Here is a 20,343-nt window from a genome sequence, read left to right on the forward strand (position 1 = left end):
ATGCATTTTGAGCCCACAGTTTAAACTCTCGGTCGCCAGGCTCGAGGTCTCTACGGGAGGCGTTCTGAAGGAAGCCACCCCCGCGGAGGCCTACCTTACGGAGCGTGAGCGAGAAGTAAGGGTTAGAGAGGGGGGTGTTCTCGCCGCCCGTCTCCTCCTTCTCAAAGGTAGCGGCGTTACGACGCCTGAAGGCGTGGCGGCCGTAGCCGACGTGAAGCTCCCACGTTTCCGCCGCGCCCTGGTCTTCCACCACACGTACGACTCGCCTGGGTACATGGGCGGAACCAACGAGCCTTACGACTACCCGCAAGCCCAAGAGGTTGGAGAGTTCATGGCTAGCCCGTGGACGTTTCCATGGCACACCGAGAAGCTGAGCGGGATGCCCAGGTCGCTGAAGATAAACCAGCTCATGCTCGAGGTCGAAGAAGGCTTCGTCTTCGTCCTATGTGTCCCCGCAGACGGGTTTGCACCGTACTTCACTGAGCCGGCGGAGGGAGTGCTGAGGCTCGTCGTGACTTCGAGAGCTAGGCGCGAGTGGATGGAAGCCCCTCTCCTAGCGTATGCGCTCTCAGAAGACCCCTACAGCGCTGTAGAGGCGGTGTACAAGGCCGTGGCTTCACACCTGGGCAGGACGTGCTCCCTCAGGAGCAGTAAGCCCTTCCCGGAACCCCTGCGCTTCTTGGGATGGTGCACCTGGAACGCGTTCTGGCGCGACGTGAACCAGGAGAAGCTCGTGGAGGGTGCTCGTGAGATCATGGCGAAGGCGCCTGTGCGGATGGTTCTACTAGACGACGGCTGGATGGAGGAGAAGGACGGGATGCTCAGGAGCTTCGATGAAGACAGGGAGAAGTTCCCAGACGGTCTCGCTTATGCTGTATCCCGTTTAAGGCAAAGCGGCGCCAGAAGCGTGGGCGTCTGGTTGACGCTAAACGGCTACTGGAACGGTATACACCCCGAAAGCCACCTTGCCCACTCCTTCAGAGAGGAGCTGGAGGAAGTTGGGTGTTTACTCGTGCCTAAGCCGGAGTCCTCGTTCCGCTTTTACTCGGAGTGGTTTAGGCTCATCAAATCGAATGGGTTCGACTTCATCAAGGTCGACAACCAGTACGCTGTCTCCACAGTTTACTCCGAGAAGTACCCCGTCGGCGACGCGTCTCGTATGCTACACGAGGCCATCGAAGCCGCAGCCGCCCTGCACGGGTTGGACGTGCTGAACTGCATGTCGCTCAACCCAGAGCACTTCTTCAACTGGTTCAGGTCGAATGTGACGAGAGCGTCTATCGACTACAGCGTGCCCCACAGCTCGTCCAGGTCTAAGCTGCACCTCTACTTCAACGCCTACAACTCGATCTGGCTCTCCCAGCTCGCGTGGCCCGACTGGGACATGTTCCAGTCCTATGACCCTCTGGCCCTCCCCCACGCGGTGGCGAGGGCGATCAGCGGCGGGCCTATCTACGTTACAGACGAGCCCGGTAAAACCCGAGCCGAGGTGCTGAAACCCCTCGTGTTTGACAGCGGGGAGATACCCAGCCTGGACGGCCCCGCTCTGCCGACGCGCGATACTGTCATGCTGGATCCCTACAACGAGAAGGTGGCTCTTAAGCTTGCAAACAGCATCACGGTGCCGGGCCTGGGCGTCTACCACCTGCTGGCAGCTTTCAACATATACAAGGGCGACGAGGAGGTTTCATACACATTTAAGCCCAAGGAGCTGGGGGCTCGGGAAGGAAAGGTTGTTGTCTACGAGTACTTCAGCAACCAAGCGGTGAAGGTGGGCGTCGAGGAAGATGTCGCTGGGAAGCTCGAGCCAGGCGGCGTGCGTCTCTACGTGATCTCGCCTGTAAGGGACGGTTTAAGCGTCATAGGCACTAGGCAGCTCTACGTGTCTCCCGCAGTGATAGCCCGCGTTGATAGAGGTGAGGGAGAGCTCACTGTCTACCTAAAGGAGAGAAAGCCTGTTCTGCTTTACCTGGAAGAGAGCCTCGCCGTGGACGGCGCGCAGATAGAGCCAGGTTTACGGGAAGTGATCCCCCGTAGCGCAGCTCTAAGGATAAGGCTTCGCCGCTAGATAGAGCGTCAGGAGGAGTGCGTAAGCGAAGAGGAGAATGCCTAGCGTGGACAGCATTTTCCTCGACTTCCCCTCTGAGACCAGCTTTGCCTCAACCAGAACCATGTGGAGCCCATATAGAGCATGGTACAGCGCAGCGACCAGCAGCGCAAGTTCAGACGCAACCACGAGCGGGTTTTTGAAGGCCATCAGAACCTCCCCGTACGTGGGAAGACCCTTGTAGGATCCCTGCAGGTGGACTCTCACCAGGTGAGCTACGACAACAGCTGTGAGGACTGCACCGGTCAAAGCCTGGAGCACCCAGCCGAGGCCACCCTTACGCGAGGACACCGGCAATCACCCACACACCTATAGCTATCAACATGATAGCCGAAATCCAGGCCATCACGAGCAGAGTGCGCCTGTGTTGCAGAAAGTACCCAGCCTCGACAAAGGCCGAGTAGACCCCCAGGGTCCCGTGAATCACCAGGATGCTCCACAGCAGAGAGTCAGCGAGGAGACCGAGCCTCCCCGAGAACAGGTTTAGCAGAGCGGAGTAAGCCTCCTCACCCAGAGCGAGGGTAGATATGTCGACCAGGTGTAGCAGAAGGTACAGCGCCATAATGATACCGGCTAGTCTTCTCGCCGCGAAGGACAAGTGCTCAAGGCTTCGCCCCTTCAACCTGAACCAGCTCTCCAACACCTCCCTCAATCCCATAGCCTCACCCCTCAACCCGTAATTCCCCCTTCAGGAGCCTGCGGCGGAGGCGCATAATAGATTCACCGGGTTTAAAGCCAACCGGACACCTGACGCTACACTCAAAAGCCGCGTGGCAAGCCCACACCCCAGCCCGAGAGTCCACAACCGCTGGAACTTTGCCGTCGTCGCTTTTAGAGATCAGGGCGAGCAGCGAGGGGCCAAGGTACTCGGGGAAGGTGTTGGCGATCGGGCAGGCAGAGTAGCATATCCCGCACTCGATGCAGTCGTAGAGCTTCTCAAGCTGAACCTCTTGAAGCCCACCGTCGACTATCTCAAGCGTCGAGGGAGTAACGAGCTTGTACTTTCCAAACATCCTGGACTTGTCTACTGCCAGGTCGCTGATCACCTTGAAACCCCTGAGAGGCTCAAGGACCACTACACCTCCCTTAGCGACTTCCCCTATGCGCGTGATGCACGCAAGCCTCTCGACCCCGTTAATCACCATACCGCACGCGCCACAGACCCCGTGGTGGCAGGCGTGCTCAAACGCCAGAGTCCTATCCTTCTCAAGGCTTATCCTCTCAACAACATCCAGTACGCTCTCAGACGGGTCGGCTTCAACGTCGAAGGCGTCGAACCTCGGCTCACCCCCAGCCTTAACCCTCTTGATCACAACTCGGAACCTCATGGAACCTCACCCCTCGAAAAACAGCCAGTAGGGGGCAAGGGGCCTGCTAGCTGTCTGCGACTCCTTCGCTGCGCCCAGCCTCTCGGCTACAAAGTCGCCCAGCTTCTCTGCCATAAGCCTCGCCGTCGTGAACTTCCCGCCGATTATGCTCACGAAGTTCTCCGCACCGTCCCGGGAGTGGTCGATCACAGCAAAGCTCCTGCTGACTTCCCTCCCAGTGCTAGCAGCCCCTTCCCCGATGAGAGGCCTCGAAGAGACGTAAACGGCCTTGATCTTCAGCCTCGAAACAATGGGTGCCAGCTCCGACCCCCTCTTCACCATGAGCTCTACGTGCTCCCTAGGAGGTTTAACAGAGTCCGGGTCCTCCACAACCCAAGAAGTGGTCCCCACCACGCTCGTCCCCCGGTGGTGGACTATGATGTCGCCGTCGCCCGGCTTGTTCAGCCTGTTGAAGACCATGTTACCAATCCTGCCGTCGAGGGCGACCATCACTCCGGGGCTGGGCTTGACGGGGACGCGAAGGCCTGCGAGCCGAGCCACCTTGTCAGCCCAAGCCCCCGTTGCGTTGACTACGAAGTCAGGCTTAACCTCGTACTCCCGAGGGACCGTCTTGTCGAGCACTTTCACGCTGGTAACTCTGCCCCCCTCAACCTTGAAGCCGACCACCTCGTTGAAAGGCTTTATGACCGCACCGCTGAGCTTGGCCGAGGCTGCAAAGCTGAGGATCACTTTGAGGGGGTCGAAGGTCCCGTCGGGGACCTTCACCGCGGCTTTGAGGTCCGGGTTAAGGTTTGGCTCAAGCCTGAGAGCCTCCTCCCTCGGGACTTCCTCGACGGGTATCCCGGCTCTCTCGCACTGCTTCAGGAAGAAGTCCTTGTACCTTAGGTCATCCTCGGTGACCGCGACGAAGAGGCCGCCGTTCTTCTCGAACAGGAAAGGAGCTATCCTCCTTAAAGTCACGTTCTCGCTGTAGCACTCCCGGGCAACCTCAGCATCGGCTATGTACCTGCACCCGCTGTGCAGGAGGCCGTGGGTTCTACCGCTAGTGCCTGCGCCAAGCGAGCCTCTCTCAACCAAGGTGACGCTTAGGCCTCGTGACGCGAGGTCGTAGGCTATAGCTACCCCAGTCACTCCGCCGCCAATAACCAGGACGCTTTTGGTCAAGGGCCTCAACACCTATAGCTAAAATATATATTTCAATTTTTTGTAACAAGATTATTTACGTACCGTAACCGTACGCCCAGGGCACTTCCCTAGCCCAGTTGAGAGCCCTCGCGACGGCCGCCTTCCAGCCTCTGTAGAGTCTCTCACGCTTCTCAGGATCCATCGCTGGCTTGAAGACCCTTTCCGCTTTCCACGTTTTCCTGATTTCCTCTAAGCTCCCCCAAACGCCGACGGCGAGACCGGCTAGGAATGCTGCCCCAAGGGAGGTGGTCTCGCGCACCAGCGGCCTGATGACATCCACGCCCAGTATGTCCGCCTGGAACTGAAGGAGAACGTCGCTCCTCGAAGCCCCACCGTCAGCTTTAAGCGACCTGATCCGGGAGGCGGTGTCCTTCTCCATAGCCTCCACGACGTTGCGGGTCAGGTATGCTATGCTCTCTATCACCGCGCGTGCAATGTGGCGCCTGGTAGTCCCCCTGGTGATCCCTATGATCAGCCCCCTCGCGTAAGGGTCCCAGTAGGGGGCCCCGAGACCCGTGAAAGCGGGGACGAAGTACAAACCGCCTGTATCGTCAGCCGACTCGGCTAGCGGATCCACCTCGGGGGAAACCTCTATGATCTTCAGGCCGTCGCGGAGCCATTGAATAGCGGCGCCTGTTATGAAAACGCTTCCCTCCAGCGCGTAGACAGCTCTGCCCTGCTCGAGGCTGTAGAATACCGTGCTGAGGAGGTTGTTCTCGGATTTGACCACTCTCTCCCCTGTGTTCATGAGTATGAAGTTACCGGTCCCGTAGGTGCACTTCACCTCCCCCGGCTCAAAGCCCGCCTGCCCAAACAGGGCTGCCTGCTGGTCCCCGGCGTCGCCGGTAACAGGCACCTTTTGGCCGTTGAAGATGCCGTCCAGCTCGGGACCCGTGTAGCCATACGCCTCTTTCTCGCTGGAGGGGCGCGGAAGCGGTAAGCTCTCCTCAGGTATGTTCCCCATGAGCTCGAGAAGCTCCGCGTCCCACTCGAGGCGCCGTATGTTGAAGAGCATCGTTCTAGAGGCGTTCGAGTAGTCTGCCACGTGAGCTCCGCCTCTCCCAGGCGTAAGCGTGTTTGGAGAGCCCTTGGTAAGGTTCCAGATGATCCAGCTGTCTATCGTTCCGAAGACCGCCTCACCCTTCAGGGCTTTATCCCTGAGCGTGCCCACGTTCTCGAGAAGCCACTGGATCTTGCTTCCCGAGAAGTAGGGGTCAGGGACAAGGCCCGTCTTCCCGTAGATCACGTCGAAGTAGTTTTCCCTGAGCTTGTCGGTTATGGGGGCTGTTCGACGGTCTTGCCAAACTATAGCGTTGTAGAGGGGCTGGCCGGTCCTCGGGTCCCACACCACTATAGTCTCGCGCTGGTTTGTTACACCTATAGCAGCGATATCTCGTGGATCAACTTTAGAGCGGTCGAGGGCCTCCTTCATGCAGACTAGAACCTTCTCCCATATCTCCAAGGGGTTGTGCTCAACCCAACCCGGCCGGGGGTATATCTGTGTGTGCTCGCGGTAGGCCCAGCCTCCCGGGACAGGGTTTCCGTTCTCATCGTATAAAGCCACGCGCGTCCCCGTGGTGCCCTGGTCCACGACGAGAACTATCTTCCTTTGCAGCATTGTCTTTAAAACTCTTCGGAAACTATTTATTTTTAATCTCATCCAGAGTCCTTATATGTAAAAGCTTTTACTTCACGCTCATATACCGGGCGCGCGTTTGTCCGAAGAGAAGCAGCATGGAGGCCGAGCGCTTCGCCAGCCTTTCGGCGAGCTCCTCGACCTCGGCTTCCTCTATGAACAGCTTTAATACATGAAGCGCCGGCACGCTGTCGCGCTCGAACTCCACGCCGCACTCCCTGCACTTCATCACCCTCGTCCTCCCCCTCTTTCTGACCTCCTCCAGCTTGCCTCCGCAGAGCGGGCACCTCTTCGAGGGCAGAGTCCTCTCGATTACTGGAATGCCGTGGAATCCGAGGGCGTTCTCCAGCCTCCTCGCGAAGCTGCGCAGAGTCCTCTGAAGGCCGCTGTTCCTCAGAGACTCGTCGAATGGCACATCGATGAACACTATAGCATTCTTTCCTCGGAGCTCCTTGGCCACCTCTGCGACAGCGCTCAGCAATGCGGCCCTGCGGCGCCTGTAGGCCTTCTTTATCGCGCAGCGAGAAGTAGCCCATGCGCCGGGGCTCTTGGACTTAGCCGCGGCTCGCTGCAGCTCCTTGATTTTACTTCAGTTCACCTCAGGCACCTTGAACCTGCGGACCCTGAAGCCGCCGCTCCGCAAGTCGTAGGCGAAGAGGTAGAATCCATGGCTGCTGTTCACGCCCACGACCGCGATTGCGTCAAGGCTCTCGAGTAGCTCCTCCACGCTCAAGCTGTGGGAGCAGTGGAGCACGACGCTCACCTGCCCATCGCTCTTCACGACAACGTACCTCGTCATCTCCCCTCCGGATTCCCTGCAAGCATCCTCCTGCCTCCCCAGCCACTCCGCTCCGCGCTCGGGCAGAGGGATCCTGTAGGTTCTCCTGTAGAGCCTGATTATCAGCTCGGCACCCTGCACGTTCGCCCCTGTGCGCCTCAGCATCCACGAAAGTAGCGGGAAACGCAGGTAACTCCTCCTCTTCGACGCAGTGCTCGGTTGCACCATTTTGTCGAACGCGTCCCTGTAAGCCCACGGCACAGCCTTCCACGCGCCTTCGAGCTCCTTGCTGTCCAGGCCAAGCAGCCTCTGCCAGAACCTCAGCGAAGCTTCCGGCTGGTACACCCGCTCAATGAACTCCCTGAGCTCTTTGGGCAGCTCAGCCCTGAACCTCAGCACCCTGAAGCCCTCAACTACCCTGCTATCACGGGGGTCAGCCACACCACTCCCCCGCCCGCTCCGCTCTCTTTTCCCCGAGAGTGCAGGCGCCACCATGCGGCGCCAGTTTTCTCGGGGGAAGCACCCTAGCCCGCGCCCCCCTGGCCGGCTCACCCTTCACCGGCCACCCTTTGCGGCCGCGGGCCTCATTCTTCCCTGAGCGGAGGGGTTAATATGTGCTCCGATGTTGACGCTGAAAGTATAACATCGTTACATTCTGTTGAAGTTTGGTTGCTTTTTTCAGGGCTTACGGCTACGTGCGCAGAGCGAGGATATGCAGCTTGTGCCGAAGGTCTTGCTGAGCGGCTTAGGCTGCCTCAGGCGCCACAACATCCTTGTGAGGCCTGTCAGCTCGAGCCACCTCGCGACGCCCCCTCCCAGGCCTCTCCGCCGACCTTGACCCTCACAGCTACGGGCGGGGATGGGGGTTATAAACGCTCACATAAGCTTGCTAGGTCTGCGAGGTTAGGGGCCGTGGACGTGACGGACTACCGCGTCGTACTCGGGAAGGCTTAGCGCTCGAAGATTGCCTGCGCCCGCGCCACGCCGGTTGAGAAGGAGGGGCTGAGGGAGAGGGACCTCGGAGAGGGGCCTGAGCCTCTCAGTGTACCTGTGCTTCAAGATCCTGGGGCTGAAAACAGTTAAGCCTTTTCTCTCCTTTCTTTGTTTTCCCCACCCTATCTGACCTCATGTCTGCTGTGTCGTGGCGAACCTGGAGCACGGGGACGTTGCTCGAACACCCTCACACAACCTCCCTCTAATCCGCTGGAAGCGGGGGAAACCGTAGGTCGAGCACGGGAGGAAACCAGGGAAAAGCTAAAAAGCACAATTACGCCCCCTCTAAAGCTAAAGTAATTTAAACGCGCGCCCCTTTGGTAGCTGAACCCACATGCAGGACTTGAAGCAGCTAGTGGAGCGGGTGAGGGTCTTCTCATTCGATATCGACGGCACTATCGTAGACAGCTACAGCTACATGCGCGACGTCATCGAGATTCTGCTGCTTTACATAGGGGTGCCGGCAAGCATGCTTCAACCCGTGGCCGACGAAGCCGTGGAGGAGTGGCTCGGCCGCGAAAAGAGCGGCACCATGGACTACTCGAAAATGCTCGACATCCTCTTGGAAGCCGCGGCGAAGAGAGGCCTGAAGCTGAGCCCGGACCCGAGGGAGTTCACCGAGCTACTGCTCGAGGCCCGGGTGAAGGCGTCGCAGACCCTGCCTTGCGCGATTAGGCTGCTGCGCGAGCTCAAAAGCAGGGGAAAGGTTGTGGTGTCTGTGTCGGGCGGGGACGGCGTGCCCGGCATGAAGAGGAGGAGGATGGATCTAGGCGAGCTCTCGAAGTTTTTCGACGAGATAATCGTAGTGCCCGAGGACGCTCCCTCGAGAGTTGATGCCCTAGCTAGCCTAGCCTCAAAGTACGGCGCCTCCTTCGAGGAGGTGGCCCACGTCGACGACCGCGTCGAGCACGCCAACAGCGTGGCCCAGGCCGGGTTCCAGTCCATACTGGTCAAAACGGGGATGCTGAACCCCGAGCAAAGCATAGACAGTAGAGTCGTGGTTATCGAGAACCTGTGCCAGCTGTACGAAGCTGTGGCGGGAGAGGAAGCGGCGAAGAGCGCTAAGCGCGGTAGAGGTTAAGGGGCGAGAATACCTGCAGGAAGCCCAGCAGGCTGGGTACGAACACTTCCCTGCAACCTTTCTCCACGCACGCGACGACTTTCTTGGCCACGGTCTCCGGCCTAACGGCGAAGCGTGGCGTCCGGGCCCCCGCCCTCTCGAAGAACTCAGTTGCTGTTGCACCAGGGTACACTCTCACAACTCGAACCCCCCTGCTCTTAAGCTCCCTATCGAGGGCGGCAGAGAGTACGTGCAACGCCGCCTTGGAGGCGGTGTAAGTCGCGAGCTTCGGTGTCAGCGCGAAAGCGGCCGGAGTCACGATGTTCACAACCACAGAGCCTGGCTGTAGCAGCTCCTTTAAAGCAATTACGAGCTGAGCGGGCCTCACCGCCGGGTTTATAAGTGTGCCTCCTTCAGGGCCTGCTCGGGTGCTGTCTCCACGGAGGGCGCAGGCAAGCCTCAGCGAGACCGTCACACCGGCTGGGTGCGACGCTTTTTCAGTGAGCCGTAGTCCAGTAGCCTCAGGCGGTCCTCCAGCTTAGCTGGTCTGAGCCGGCATAGATACTTCCCTGTTTGTTGCGTTTTCAGTTTCGGCGTTTATTTTCGGCGCAGGGATATAAGGCCGCGTAGCGCAGTGTAATGTGGGGCTGAAGCGCAGGAAGGGCCCGGGGCCGCAACAGCTCCCTGGAGGTGGGAGCGTGAGCTGGGAGGGCAGGGGAAAAAGCGAGAAGCTCGTCGACGCCTACAGAGTCTGGGAGGTCAAGACCAACAGGGAAAAGAGGCAAAGACTGCAACGGCTGTACGTGAGGCTGTCCAGCGCAGTTAAGCAGGCCTGCAAGGAGCTCAGGAAGGGGCACGGCGACGCGTTCAGGAGGGAGCCGGAGAGGTTCAGCGAGGAGCTGGCTGGGGAGGCTTCGAAGATAGCGGGGCTGCCGAAGGGCCTCTTCTGGTACGCTATAGAGTGGCGGGGCATGGTCGCGGAGGCGAGAAGGAAGTCGAAGAGGCGTAGCGGGTTCACTCCGCCTCCGGTGCCGCTACTGGTCAAGGTGGTAGGCAACGGCGAGACACTTCACGGCGCAACCAACGCCCTTGCGGTGCTCGACACCTCGAGAAACGAGCTGCGCGTTCCCAGCGCTAGCATTGCGATAAGGCTGAAGCCTTCATTGACTAGAGCCGTGCTCGAGGACGTCGATAGGTTCAGCGACATTAAGCTGACGCTGCAGCTCACCGCAAAGGGGAGGCTGAGGCTGGTGGCTCACCGCAAGGTGAAGCAGGTGCGGTGGGGCGGCGACGTCAAATTAGCCATCGTAGCGGTGGACATGAACTCGAGCCACGGGCTCTACCTGATGGCCTTCGCCTTCGACAGCGAAGCCAAGCTGGTGTCGCAGAGAGTCTTCAAGCCACCGAACACGGCACTGCTGAGGCTCCTCGCTGCCCTGATGACCAGCTACTCCAAAGTTAAGTGCTGGGATGAAGCCGTCAAGAGGTTCAAGGAAGAGAGAGGCTTCGAAGAGCTGCGGAGAGCGGGCTACGCTGTGAAGGAGGCGCTGAGAATCGCGGAGAGGCTGAGAGCGAAGCTCAACCTGACCCCTGAGAGAGCAGAGCGCATCGCGAGGCAGGCCCTCAGAAAAGTAAAGAAGGTGAACGAGGACTGGGTTAGGGCAACCCTAAAGGAGCTGAGGACGCTGGTCAGGAAGCTGCGGGACCAAGGCTACACCGTCGTATTTGTAGCGGACGTGCCCCGGGCCGAGTCCCTCAGGGGCTCACAGCTGCAGAGGACGCTGCTCAGAGTGGCGGAGAGGCTTGAGAACATGGCCTGGTACGAGGGCGCCAAGTGGTTCGAGCCGGAGAACAACGTCTCGGGCAGGCGGTGCCCCATCTGCGGGAGAGAGGGGGTGGAGGTTCAGAGAAGGTACTACCGATGCCCGAAGTGCAACGTAGCCTACGGCAGGGACTGGACCGCGACGTTCAACGCCTCCAAGCTCTACCTGAAGGCGTGCAGAGCAGAGAAGCACCTCGAAGCGCTACAGAGCTGGCTTCAGAGCCACAAGACAGCCCTAACGCCTGCAGGCCCCGGCCCCAGTTCCCCCGGCTCCCCGAGCAGGGGCGGTCCGGGGGTGCCGCGCGCGGCGCGAGGAGGGGATGTGCCCGCGGCGACGCGGGCAGAAGGCCGCCTAGCACGGCGGCCACCCCGCAAGGGGCGACCCATGACCCTAGGGGGCCCTCGGATCAGTGAAGGGGGCAGATGAGGCCAGGCGCGGTCGCCCAGGCAGCCTGAACTCTATTCGCTCGTAGCCAAAGACTTTTTCGCCTTCATCTAGGCGAGCTACTAGAACGTTGGGGGCAATGATCGCAACGTCCCCAGACATCTGGGCACTGAGCACCCGTGACCCAGGAGGGAAGTACCAGTAAGCAGTGATCGGGTACTCTGCCACCTCGTCCTCGTAAAGGTTCTCGTAGTAGTTCACGCCGTCCCGCGGAGACCCCCTAAAGAATATGAAATACGTGACGAAAACCTCCTCAGGGCTGTCCTTGAACCCTATATCCACGGCCTTGACCGCCGGCTTAACCCTCCTCCCGTTTAGTATGACCTCTTCGGCATCAAGGTACATCTGCATAGCGGAGGCAAGCCTTTCTAGCTCTCTTTCAAGCTCCTCCTCGTTGTCCGCGATCCTCGCATACTCTCCTTCACTGTCAAAGTACTCGAAAACCACTGTCTGGTAGACCTCAAGGTTTCTCGTCACCACGAAGAAGCCTAAGGCGCTGAGAGTCTCAACCCTCGACATTCAGGTGACTCCTCTTCTCTTGACCTTTAACCTTTTCGGGGCGCGAAAAGCAAATAACTCTACTTTCGGAAAACAGAATCGTTGATTGATGATTAAAACCGCCGTGGTTCTTGCTGGCGGCAAGGGGGTTCGCCTTAGGCCTCTGACCCTTACGACCCCAAAACCCCTGCTTCCAGTGGGCAACAAGCCAATCTTGGACCATATTCTGGGGCTACTTGTCTCCAAGGGTTTCGAGAAGATCATCGTTGCGGTTAACTACCTGGGCCATAAGATTCTCTCACACCTATTTGAAAAGTACCTGGACTCGGGGATCGAGATCCTCGCCCCAAGAATATCCCCCGAGGACACAGCTGACGCTGTGAGAAAGCTTTCTCCGTTTATAGACGAAGACTTCATCGTCACAATGGGGGACGTCATCACCAACATGGATCTCCGCGGCTTCGCCGACTTCCACGAGAGAAAGAACGCTCTGGCAAGCATCGCTCTGATCGAGGTTTCCTCGGTCAGGGACTTCGGCGCTGTGTTATTGGACAGCAACGGAAGAGCTATACACTTCGTCGAGAAGCCCCTCCCCTACGAATGGTATACCGCTACAGTAGCTTATGCAACCAGCCGGCGCAGGTTCATGCAACCGTACGCGAACTTAGCGAATAGCGGTTTTTACGCCTTCAAGCTCGAAATACTGGATATCCTTCGGGATAACCCCCACTTGATGGACTTCGGTCGCCACGTGTTCCCGTGGTTGCTCGAAAACGGTTTAGAGGTTCTGGGTTGGAGCGCCGAGGGGGCCTACTGGATCGACGTGGGTCGACCGGATACGTATCTAACGGCAAACGCGGATCTGCTCGAGGGCTTAGCATACCCTCTCGCTCCATATGGCCGAAACGAGGGCGGTATCTGGCTGGGAGAGAACACAGTTATAAGCGAGAGCAGTGTAGTCAACCCTCCTGTGGCAATCGGAGACGGGGTTAGAGTGCGGGAGAATGCGGTTATAGGTCCATATGCAGTTATAGGTAACTTTGTCGATGTTGGTAAATATTCACGGGTGTATAAGAGCGTAGTAATGGACACGTGCACGTTGGAGGATCAAACGATAATTATGAATAGCGTTTTGGCGAAAAACATTTTAGTCAGAAAGGGGGCTAGCGTCAAGGACTCAGTTGTCGGTGAAAGCAGTGTGATTGAGGAGGGGCTTGCCGTGGGACCTGGTAGCGTGTTGGCTCCAAAATCGCTATTTGCGGGTAAGGTGGGTGCGAAATGAGGAGGAGCCCTCTCCCCTACTACAATAACAAGATCTACGGCGTTGCGAACTCGCAGTTCACACCTGAGAATGCAGCTGAGCTCGGCGCAGTTTTAGGCACCCTAGTTGGCGAGGGAGCGTTAGTCACCGCTGCTCGAGACTACTACCCTCCCTCAAGGATGCTTAAAAGAGCGTTCACCGCTGGCCTCATGTCCACCGGCGCCTCAGTCATAGACTTTCACTCAGCAACCCTACCAGAGGTTTCATTCGCTGTTAAGAGGTTTGGGGCCAAGGCTGGAGTACATTTCTCCGTGACGCCGTTCGGCGATAATGGTATCCAGCTCAGGGTCCTCGACGCGGCAGGCGTAGAGATCTCTTCCGAGAGGCTCGAGGACATCCTCTCAATGCTCGAGTCACACCACGCTATCAGAGCAATTCCCACGAGGATAGGTTGGGTGACCTATGCGGAGTACATACACGACGTTTACGTCTCCTCGGCAAGCGGCTTTGTGGACAGCTCACCGATCTCTGCGAAGGAACCCCTAGTGCTCGTCGACATGAACTTCGGCCCAGCCAACGAGGTGCTCCCAAACCTGCTAAGCGCGATAGGAGCGAAGTTCATAGCTGTCAACTCTAGCAGGCCTCCACACAACGTTATCCCGCGGCAACTCCCATCCTTGAGGTCTCTGAGGACTCTCGGCGAGCTCTGCCGCGCTACCGGTGCCACATTCGCCGTCGCGCTATCAAGCGATGCATCCCACGCGTACTTCGTCGACGATAAAGGCAGGTTTATCGACCCAGACCGGTTTTTGGCGCTACTAGCTCTAATGCTACCGCAAGGCTCGAGGTTAGCTATTACGGACTCAGCCTCACACATAGTCGACTCGATTTCCGAGAAGAACAAGCTCACGCTCATCAGGGTTAAGGGTATTGCGGGAGACATAGCGAGAGGAGTTAGGCGCCTCCGCGTGAACCTCGGCGCAACAGACTCCGGTGAAGTGATATTCCCCCAGTTCTCCCTAGCACCCGACGGGGTCCTTCTCACCGCGAAGCTACTCGAGATGCTGTCCACCGAGGAGATCCGGCTGTCGACGGCGGTAGACGCGATCCCCGAGCCCCCATACTACACGCTGGAGCTGGACGCTGAGGCATCGGTCGGCTTAAAGGTGCTTGATGCTCTTTTCCTTGAGCAAACTGAGGTCGCGGTGGCCCCGGGGGCGATAAAGTACAGGGTGGGTGACATCTGGGTTAAAGTCTCCCTAGACGCGGACAAGTCGAAGATCTACGTGGGCGCGGAGACCGTTAGCAGGTCGTCAACGGAGATCGTGAAGAGGGAGTTCGATAGGATTCGGGAGCTCGCCGAGAGCTTGGGGTAGACGTCTCGGAATGCTGTACCCCAACGAGCAGCGGGCCCGTGAGGTTGGAGTCTCTCTCAGCGACCGCCATTTGGTTGAAACCTTTGTAAAAGTTGACCCACAGTTTAACAGCGTTAAGTCTATTCTGGGGAAGATGGGGTTCCACGAGGGCGCCCTCTACGTGGTTGGTGTCTCCCTAGTCAGCTACATGCTCAGCTTGAGGGGAGAGGTGCACTGGTCTCTCGCCGCCGAGCTATCCTCCAAGCCATACCACCAATCCTTGAAGAGATTTGTTCAGGAGAGCCCCTCCCTGGCGAGGCTTAGGGAACAGAGGCTGAGGCGTCTTGAGATCTACCTTTCGCGCGTTGCTCCAATTCTGAGGAGGGAGCTCGACGAGGACGTCGTAGATCTCACGAAGGTTTTAAAGGTGCTTGAAAGCCAGCTAAGCACTTCCCCTGGAAGCAAGACTGTAGCCTTCGCCACTAAGATGCTCATGTACGCACTGATAGCTGAGGGGAAGAAATTCTCTGGAGGCGAGGGAGTTCCCATACCAGTGGACTACCGTGTGTCGCTGGTCACTTTAACTTCGGGAATGCTGGAGGGATGGGTGTGCGGCGATGACATCAGGAAACTTGCGCACGATGTCCGTGCTAGGTGGAGAAGCACTGTAGTCAAGCTTTGGGAGGCTGCTTCGCGTGCTGCAGGAACACCGCCTATCTTACTAGACAGCGTTGCGTGGGTCTGCGGGCTATGCATTGATGAGAATGTCGAAAAACCCTCCGGAATAGGCGAATGCATAACCAGCAGTTTCAGGCTTGACCCGCCGCTCGTGGGAAAGCTCGAGGTTCTCTGGAGCAACTTGATTAGATGCAGTCATGCAAGCCCGTAGTCTTCCGGCTCAAGGTAAAAGGTGTTGCGTCCCGTTTGCCAGTCCCGTATGACCACCTTCGCGGCCTCCTCGACAAGAGGCGCGCCACCCTTCCCTAGAAAACCCCTACGCCTAGCTAGCTTCTCTAAAAAAGTCAGCGGGTCACCCTCCCACTCTACCTCGTACAGTTCCTTGAGTAGGCCGGGATTCTTCTTCGCCACGAGCTCGAGAAAGCGTGTAGCGATCGGAACGGGGTCGTCAAGTGCTTCCGGTCGGAGAGCACTGATCAGGGCTAGCTCGCCGGGTTGCCTGGGTATAACCCCTGGAGTGTCAAGAACCCTAAGCCACTTTGCAGCTCTAACTCTAGTCACGTGCCTGGTGAAACCAGGTATAGGGGATGTGCCAACGCTGTGAGAGCCCTTCAAGTAGTTGATGATTGTCGACTTGCCAACGTTCGGTATTCCGACTACGGCTACGATAACAGGTCTCTTGTTTGTGGATTCCTTTAGGGCTCTCCAAAGGTAGCGTGTCCCGAGCCTCTTTGCCGCACTTATGAATATGGTCTTCCTCTCGCGGCGAAGGATCCTAGCCCACTTCTCGAGAACAGCCTTCGGGACAAGGTCGGCCTTGTTCACTACTATTATGAGTGGTTTCCCAAGCCTATCGGTGAGCCTTTCCACCTCTGAGCTCCTCGTACTCCAAGGATCCCTAGCATCCACAACCTCGACGACGACGTCGGCTCGCCTGATGACTCCTCTGACTTTCTGCCACTCACTCATAAAAGTTAAGAAAAAGAGTGTAAGAAATTTAAATCATTTTCACTTTCTCGAGAGGTCTCACGTGGATGACGTCTTTGTTTACGAGTGCAGGCGGCATCTCACCCTTAAGCACGGAGATCAGGTTTCTAGCGGCAAGCTCCGCCATTCTCTGGCGAGCCTCGATTGTTGCACTAGCTATGTGCGGGGCTAAGACAACGTTGTCAAACTTCGTCAGCGGATGGTCAGGAGGCAGTGGCTCTTGCTCAAATACATCGAGCGCGGCACCTGCTATCCAGCCTTCTCTAAGGGCTTTGACCAACGCGTTTGTGTCGACCACCGGCCCTCTAGCGGTGTTGATTAAGTAGGCGGTCTTCTTCATCCTGCGCAACCTTTCCTCATTGATCAAGTGATATGTATCCTTGGTCAGAGGCACGTGTATAGAGACGATATCCGAGACGCTGAGCAGCGTGTCCAAGTCCACGTACTCCATGTTCAAAACGCTCTCCACGTCCCACCTTCTCTCCACGTCGTAGTAGACGAGCTTCACGTCGAAGCTCGATAGCCTCTTCGCTGTAGCAACACCTATCCTGCCTAGCCCAACGAGACCCACGGTCTTCCCTTTGAGCTCAGGCCCTGTGAGGAAGTATGGGTTCCATGGCTTGTCCCACTGGCCTGAGCGGATCACCTTGTCAGCCTCTACTATGCGCCTCGTAACTGCCAGGATAAGCCCCACGGTGAACTCCGCTACAGCATCTGTTAGGACTCCGGGGGTGTGAGTGACGTATATCCCCCTTTTAGTCGCCTCGGCTATGTCTATGTGGTCGAAGCCGACGCTGTAAGTACTTATCACTTTGAGGTTCGGCGCAGCGTCCATTACCTCGGCGTCGATCTTGTCTGTCAGAAGACATAGCAGGGCATCCTTGTCGCGAACCTTCTCGATGAGCTCCTGCCTTGAGGGAGGCCACTCTTTCGAGTTGTGAACTTCGACGTCGCAGCATTCTTTGAGCATCGAGAGCCCGGGCTCGGGTATTATTCGAGTCACGTAAACTTTAGGCTTTGCCATCAGTTAAATCAAAAAAACGTAAATATATAAATTTTACCCCAAAAATACAGCTAGTACTTGAAGTCGCCTGGGTTCGGCCAAACCTGGGGGACCACGCCCGGCGGGTAGGTCTTGTGTAGCCACTCGACGAACTCCACTATGCGCTGGATCGCCGTTTCGACAACGACCTCCCCCTTCTCGCGGCTCGCCTTGCTCGGGTACCCCACGCTACCCTTCGGGTAGTGGTGTATCTCCATGTACGCACTGATGTCGTACCACCCGAAGGGCCTGCCGTACACATTGCCGGCTTTGTCAGCCCACTTATCTGGGATAACACCGACCATCTTCTCGGCATCCGACTCTTTGAGCTTACTCGGATCTATCAGCTTGGGGGCAACGTACCAGAGCACGCTGGCCTCGAGCTCGTCTGCGTGGATGAACGGTGTTTCCAGGATTACGCCTGGTTTTAACTCTGTCCCCTGCTTTAGGATATCCCTAACCCAGGCCCACCAGCTTGTTACGAGAATGAGTGCCTTAACTCCCTCCTCGATAATGGCCTTGTCCTTGACTATGGGGAGCACGTACTCCTGGCCGTGGCTGTTGAACAGGATGATCTTCTTGAAGCCTGCATTGCTCAGCCACTTGACCACGCTTGTAACGTAATCGATGTATGCTTCCTTTTTAACCGGGATCGTCCCGGGCATCCCGTAGTGGTGGCTTGGGTGGCTACCATAGAAGATCGGTGGAGCGACAGTTACACCCGTCTCAAACGCCACCCTCTCCGCGATGTACGTCCCTATCAGGGTGTCTTCACCCGTTGCTTGTGCTAGTCCGTGCGACTCGACCGATCCGCAGGGCACGAACACTATGTCGTTCTTCTTCACCCTCTCCAGTAGTTCAGCCATCGTCATCTGATCGAGGTAAATTTTCTCACCAAACTTGTTGTACACGGGGCGCGCGAAACGAGACTCGTACTCGACCATTTCAACCACCATTATATGACTGCGTCATATTAAACCTTTATGGCTTCAACGTGATTTTTCCGTCTATCCTCTGGTGCGCCCGCTCGAAAGCCTTGTGAACCTCGTCGAGCTTGAACCTCGAAGTTATGATCTGCGTCATATCAATTCTGCCCGCGGCCATCAGTCGGATCACGTTTCCAAAGTTTCTGAAACCTGAGTGGCCCTGGCTTCCGAATAGCTGGCCTCTCCTGACCTGGAAAACCTCGATGTATATTGGAACCTCCTTAGGAGCCCTCCCGATCCACGTTATCTTCCCATCTATGGCTATGCTCCTCTGAATCTGCGGAAGGGTGTGCTGAGGAGAGCCTGCCGCCTCCACGTGGAAGTCGGCTCCCTGGCCGTCTGTAACTTCGAGTATTTTCTCCCAAGGCTGCACACCGTTCTTTTCCAAGTCAACTGGGTTAAACACGTAGTCGGCTCCCACTTTTTTGGCTAGTTCCCGCCTGACAGGACTGACCTCGAAGGAGATTATCTTGCCGGCACCAGCAGCCTTCGCGAGGGCAATGGCTGCGAGGCCTATTGGTCCAGCCCCCCAGACGACGACGTAGCTCCCAGGCTTAAAGCCTCCAGCTCTAGTAAACATAGCGTGGTAGGCGACCGAGGTGGGCTCGACCAGGCTCCCGGCCTCGAAGGCCTTGTCTTCGCTGCCGTATCTCTCCAGAAGCGAGTTTATTTTCCACGCATACTTGGCTTTCACGACCACGTAGTCGGCCATTGCGCCATCATGGGTAAAGCCCAGTTCTCCGAACTCGAGGTCGGCAGGATCGTTCAGCCTAACACAATGGTTGAAGTCTATACCCCTGCAGGCGTCGCACTCCCCGCACCAGAACATCTCCTCGCTCGTGACCATGTCACCCGGCTTCAAGCCCCTCACATTGGCGCCGACCTTCTCGACGATTCCGCTGAACTCGTGGCCTATCACGACGGGAAACTTCGTGAGGCCGGGGTAGATTATGTACCCTTCTTCATCTGTCTCGAGGAAGTGTATGTCGCTACCGCATATTCCGACGGCTTTCACCCTGATAAGTATCTCATCCGGCTTAGGCTCAGGAACCGGGTAGTCTGTTCTAAGGACGAGCTTCGGATTCTTCCACACTTTGTTGCCTTCCCGAACCTTGTGCGTGCGAAGCTCGTCAGGGGTGATCTTGTACCCAGGCCTTGGGGAAAAATCGGCGTAAACGAGCGCAGCTCTCATCGTTGTCATACCCTTTTTCACCGTGATCCCTCTGCCACTATCACTTCTTATAAGCAATCTGAGAAATGCATATAAATCGAGGCCTTGCCCATCAAAAAAGAGCGTTAATTCGACAAGAAGTTTAATAACGCGTCATCGTTAGAAGTTCTGCGGTACTTGTGTTCAAGATCTCGATCGCTTATACCCCCCAGAGGGCGAAGTTCGAGGCAGTTGCCACAGGAACACCTGAGGCTGTTATCCCCCTTTTGGCCGAGCTGGGCTACGATGGTGTCGAGCTATCTTTACTGGACCCATCCGACCTCCCCGGCCTAGTCGCCTTGGCCCGTGACCATGGCCTCGAAGTGCCTGCAGTTGGTACGGGGCTTAACTACCTTCACTTGGGTTTAGACCTCACAAGCCCGGATGAGAATGTAAGGAAGAGGGCCCGCGAGAGACTCCTCGAGTTCGTAGAAAACGCCGGCAGATCCGAGGTCGCGGGGGTTATAGTTGGCCTAATTAGGGGGCGGGGTGACGGCTACAGCAAGACCAGCGAAGCCCTCAAGGTGCTGGAGGAGCAGCTGAGAGTGATTTGTAGAGGCGCCTTGGACTACGGGGTGAAGATTCTCTTGGAGCCACTTAACAGGTATGAGAGCATGCTACTCAACACTGTCGCGGAAGCTCTAGAATTCATCTCGCGTCTTGATTGCGAGAAAGCCTACCTCCTCCTCGATACCTTCCACATGAACATTGAGGAGCCTGTGATCGAAGACTCGATACGGATGGCTGGAGGGAGGATAGGCCATTTTCACATAGCAGACAGTAACAGGTACGCTCCAGGAATGGGCCACCTGGATTTCTCCTCAATACTCAGCGCGCTGCACGATACGGGTTACAGGGGATTTATCTCGGCTGAGGTCATTGTCAAGCCCGATTTTGAGACCGTGGCTAAGCTGACCCTGAGCACACTCAAAATAGCAATGTCAGGGTTAACTCGCGAAGGATAACGATATT

General features: G+C 57.3%; 20 protein-coding genes. 7 read left to right on the forward strand and 13 right to left on the reverse strand.

Going from position 1 to position 20,343, the window contains the following annotated elements; translation table 11 throughout:
• The first annotated feature begins 7 nt into the window (after nt 1-7).
• Complete coding sequence (locus tag ACNO7C_RS00500) at nt 8-2,068, forward strand: Sip1-related alpha-galactosidase (RefSeq protein WP_460025083.1); 2,061 nt, start codon at nt 8-10, stop codon at nt 2,066-2,068.
• Here the strand turns inward: ACNO7C_RS00500 and ACNO7C_RS00505 are convergent.
• The 7 genes from ACNO7C_RS00505 to ACNO7C_RS00535 form a co-directional block, all read right to left on the reverse strand.
• On the reverse strand, nt 2,045-2,398 hold the full coding sequence (locus ACNO7C_RS00505) for a succinate dehydrogenase/fumarate reductase transmembrane subunit (protein WP_460025084.1): 354 nt from the start codon (nt 2,396-2,398) through the stop codon (nt 2,045-2,047). The genes ACNO7C_RS00500 and ACNO7C_RS00505 overlap by 24 nt on opposite strands.
• Complete coding sequence (locus ACNO7C_RS00510) at nt 2,385-2,765, reverse strand: succinate dehydrogenase/fumarate reductase transmembrane subunit (protein ID WP_318536997.1); 381 nt, start codon at nt 2,763-2,765, stop codon at nt 2,385-2,387. Before ACNO7C_RS00510 ends, ACNO7C_RS00505 begins: the two co-directional genes overlap by 14 nt.
• Nucleotides 2,766-2,769: 4 nt before the next feature.
• Entirely contained in the window at nt 2,770-3,435 is a 666-nt protein-coding gene (locus tag ACNO7C_RS00515) for a succinate dehydrogenase/fumarate reductase iron-sulfur subunit (protein ID WP_460025085.1), read from the reverse strand.
• A gap of 6 nt (nt 3,436-3,441) precedes the next feature.
• Complete coding sequence (locus tag ACNO7C_RS00520; protein WP_318536999.1) at nt 3,442-4,599, reverse strand: FAD-dependent oxidoreductase; 1,158 nt, start codon at nt 4,597-4,599, stop codon at nt 3,442-3,444.
• A gap of 55 nt (nt 4,600-4,654) precedes the next feature.
• Nucleotides 4,655-6,238 (reverse strand): glycerol kinase GlpK, encoded by a 1,584-nt coding sequence (glpK, locus tag ACNO7C_RS00525; protein ID WP_460025086.1) that lies wholly within the window; start codon nt 6,236-6,238, stop codon nt 4,655-4,657.
• 67 nt (nt 6,239-6,305) lie between these two features.
• Entirely contained in the window at nt 6,306-6,737 is a 432-nt protein-coding gene (locus ACNO7C_RS00530; RefSeq protein WP_460025087.1) for a zinc ribbon domain-containing protein, read from the reverse strand.
• A gap of 108 nt (nt 6,738-6,845) precedes the next feature.
• Nucleotides 6,846-7,475, reverse strand: a complete 630-nt coding sequence (locus tag ACNO7C_RS00535; protein WP_460025088.1) for a hypothetical protein — start codon at nt 7,473-7,475, stop codon at nt 6,846-6,848.
• An 886-nt stretch (nt 7,476-8,361) separates the two neighbouring features.
• Here ACNO7C_RS00535 and ACNO7C_RS00540 point away from each other — a divergent pair.
• Entirely contained in the window at nt 8,362-9,108 is a 747-nt protein-coding gene (locus ACNO7C_RS00540) for an HAD family hydrolase (protein WP_460025089.1), read from the forward strand.
• On the opposite strand, the gene ACNO7C_RS00545 is transcribed toward ACNO7C_RS00540, so the two are convergent.
• Entirely contained in the window at nt 9,089-9,562 is a 474-nt protein-coding gene (locus ACNO7C_RS00545; RefSeq protein ID WP_460025090.1) for an SDR family NAD(P)-dependent oxidoreductase, read from the reverse strand. The two genes, ACNO7C_RS00540 and ACNO7C_RS00545, sit on opposite strands and share 20 nt — an antisense overlap.
• Nucleotides 9,563-9,785: 223 nt before the next feature.
• Here ACNO7C_RS00545 and ACNO7C_RS00550 point away from each other — a divergent pair, with 223 nt between their 5' ends.
• Nucleotides 9,786-11,336 (forward strand): zinc ribbon domain-containing protein, encoded by a 1,551-nt coding sequence (locus ACNO7C_RS00550; RefSeq protein ID WP_460025091.1) that lies wholly within the window; start codon nt 9,786-9,788, stop codon nt 11,334-11,336.
• Here the strand turns inward: ACNO7C_RS00550 and ACNO7C_RS00555 are convergent.
• Entirely contained in the window at nt 11,301-11,873 is a 573-nt protein-coding gene (locus ACNO7C_RS00555; RefSeq protein ID WP_460025092.1) for a hypothetical protein, read from the reverse strand. The genes ACNO7C_RS00550 and ACNO7C_RS00555 overlap by 36 nt on opposite strands.
• 88 nt (nt 11,874-11,961) lie before the next feature.
• Here ACNO7C_RS00555 and ACNO7C_RS00560 point away from each other — a divergent pair, with 88 nt between their 5' ends.
• Genes ACNO7C_RS00560 through ACNO7C_RS00570 form a run of 3 tightly spaced genes read left to right on the forward strand, consistent with a single transcriptional unit; the run spans nt 11,962 to nt 15,357 of the window.
• Nucleotides 11,962-13,134 carry a sugar phosphate nucleotidyltransferase gene (locus tag ACNO7C_RS00560; RefSeq protein WP_460025944.1) on the forward strand — a complete coding sequence of 391 codons (1,173 nt, stop codon included), beginning with the start codon at nt 11,962-11,964 and terminating at the stop codon, nt 13,132-13,134.
• Nucleotides 13,131-14,489, forward strand: coding sequence for a hypothetical protein (locus tag ACNO7C_RS00565; RefSeq protein WP_460025093.1), 1,359 nt, complete (start codon nt 13,131-13,133; stop codon nt 14,487-14,489). Before ACNO7C_RS00560 ends, ACNO7C_RS00565 begins: the two co-directional genes overlap by 4 nt.
• Nucleotides 14,490-14,499: 10 nt before the next feature.
• Nucleotides 14,500-15,357 (forward strand): N-glycosylase/DNA lyase, encoded by an 858-nt coding sequence (locus ACNO7C_RS00570; protein WP_460025094.1) that lies wholly within the window; start codon nt 14,500-14,502, stop codon nt 15,355-15,357.
• On the opposite strand, the gene ACNO7C_RS00575 is transcribed toward ACNO7C_RS00570, so the two are convergent.
• The 4 genes from ACNO7C_RS00575 to iolM are packed head-to-tail and all read right to left on the reverse strand — an operon-like array spanning nt 15,342 to nt 19,374.
• A complete protein-coding gene (locus ACNO7C_RS00575) occupies nt 15,342-16,115 on the reverse strand; it encodes a GTPase (protein WP_460025095.1) in 774 nt (257 codons plus the stop codon). The genes ACNO7C_RS00570 and ACNO7C_RS00575 overlap by 16 nt on opposite strands.
• 28 nt (nt 16,116-16,143) lie before the next feature.
• Nucleotides 16,144-17,157, reverse strand: a complete 1,014-nt coding sequence (gene gyaR / locus ACNO7C_RS00580) for a glyoxylate reductase (RefSeq protein ID WP_318536666.1) — start codon at nt 17,155-17,157, stop codon at nt 16,144-16,146.
• 50 nt (nt 17,158-17,207) lie between these two features.
• Complete coding sequence (gene iolN / locus ACNO7C_RS00585) at nt 17,208-18,131, reverse strand: 3-dehydro-scyllo-inosose hydrolase (protein WP_460025096.1); 924 nt, start codon at nt 18,129-18,131, stop codon at nt 17,208-17,210.
• Nucleotides 18,132-18,156: 25 nt separating this feature from the next.
• On the reverse strand, nt 18,157-19,374 hold the full coding sequence (gene iolM, locus ACNO7C_RS00590) for a scyllo-inosose 3-dehydrogenase (protein ID WP_460025097.1): 1,218 nt from the start codon (nt 19,372-19,374) through the stop codon (nt 18,157-18,159).
• A gap of 137 nt (nt 19,375-19,511) precedes the next feature.
• Between iolM and ACNO7C_RS00595 the strand changes: the two genes are divergently transcribed.
• Nucleotides 19,512-20,336, forward strand: a complete 825-nt coding sequence (locus ACNO7C_RS00595; protein WP_460025098.1) for a TIM barrel protein — start codon at nt 19,512-19,514, stop codon at nt 20,334-20,336.
• Nucleotides 20,337-20,343 lie beyond the last annotated feature (7 nt).

The organism is Infirmifilum tikiterense (assembly GCF_054696565.1).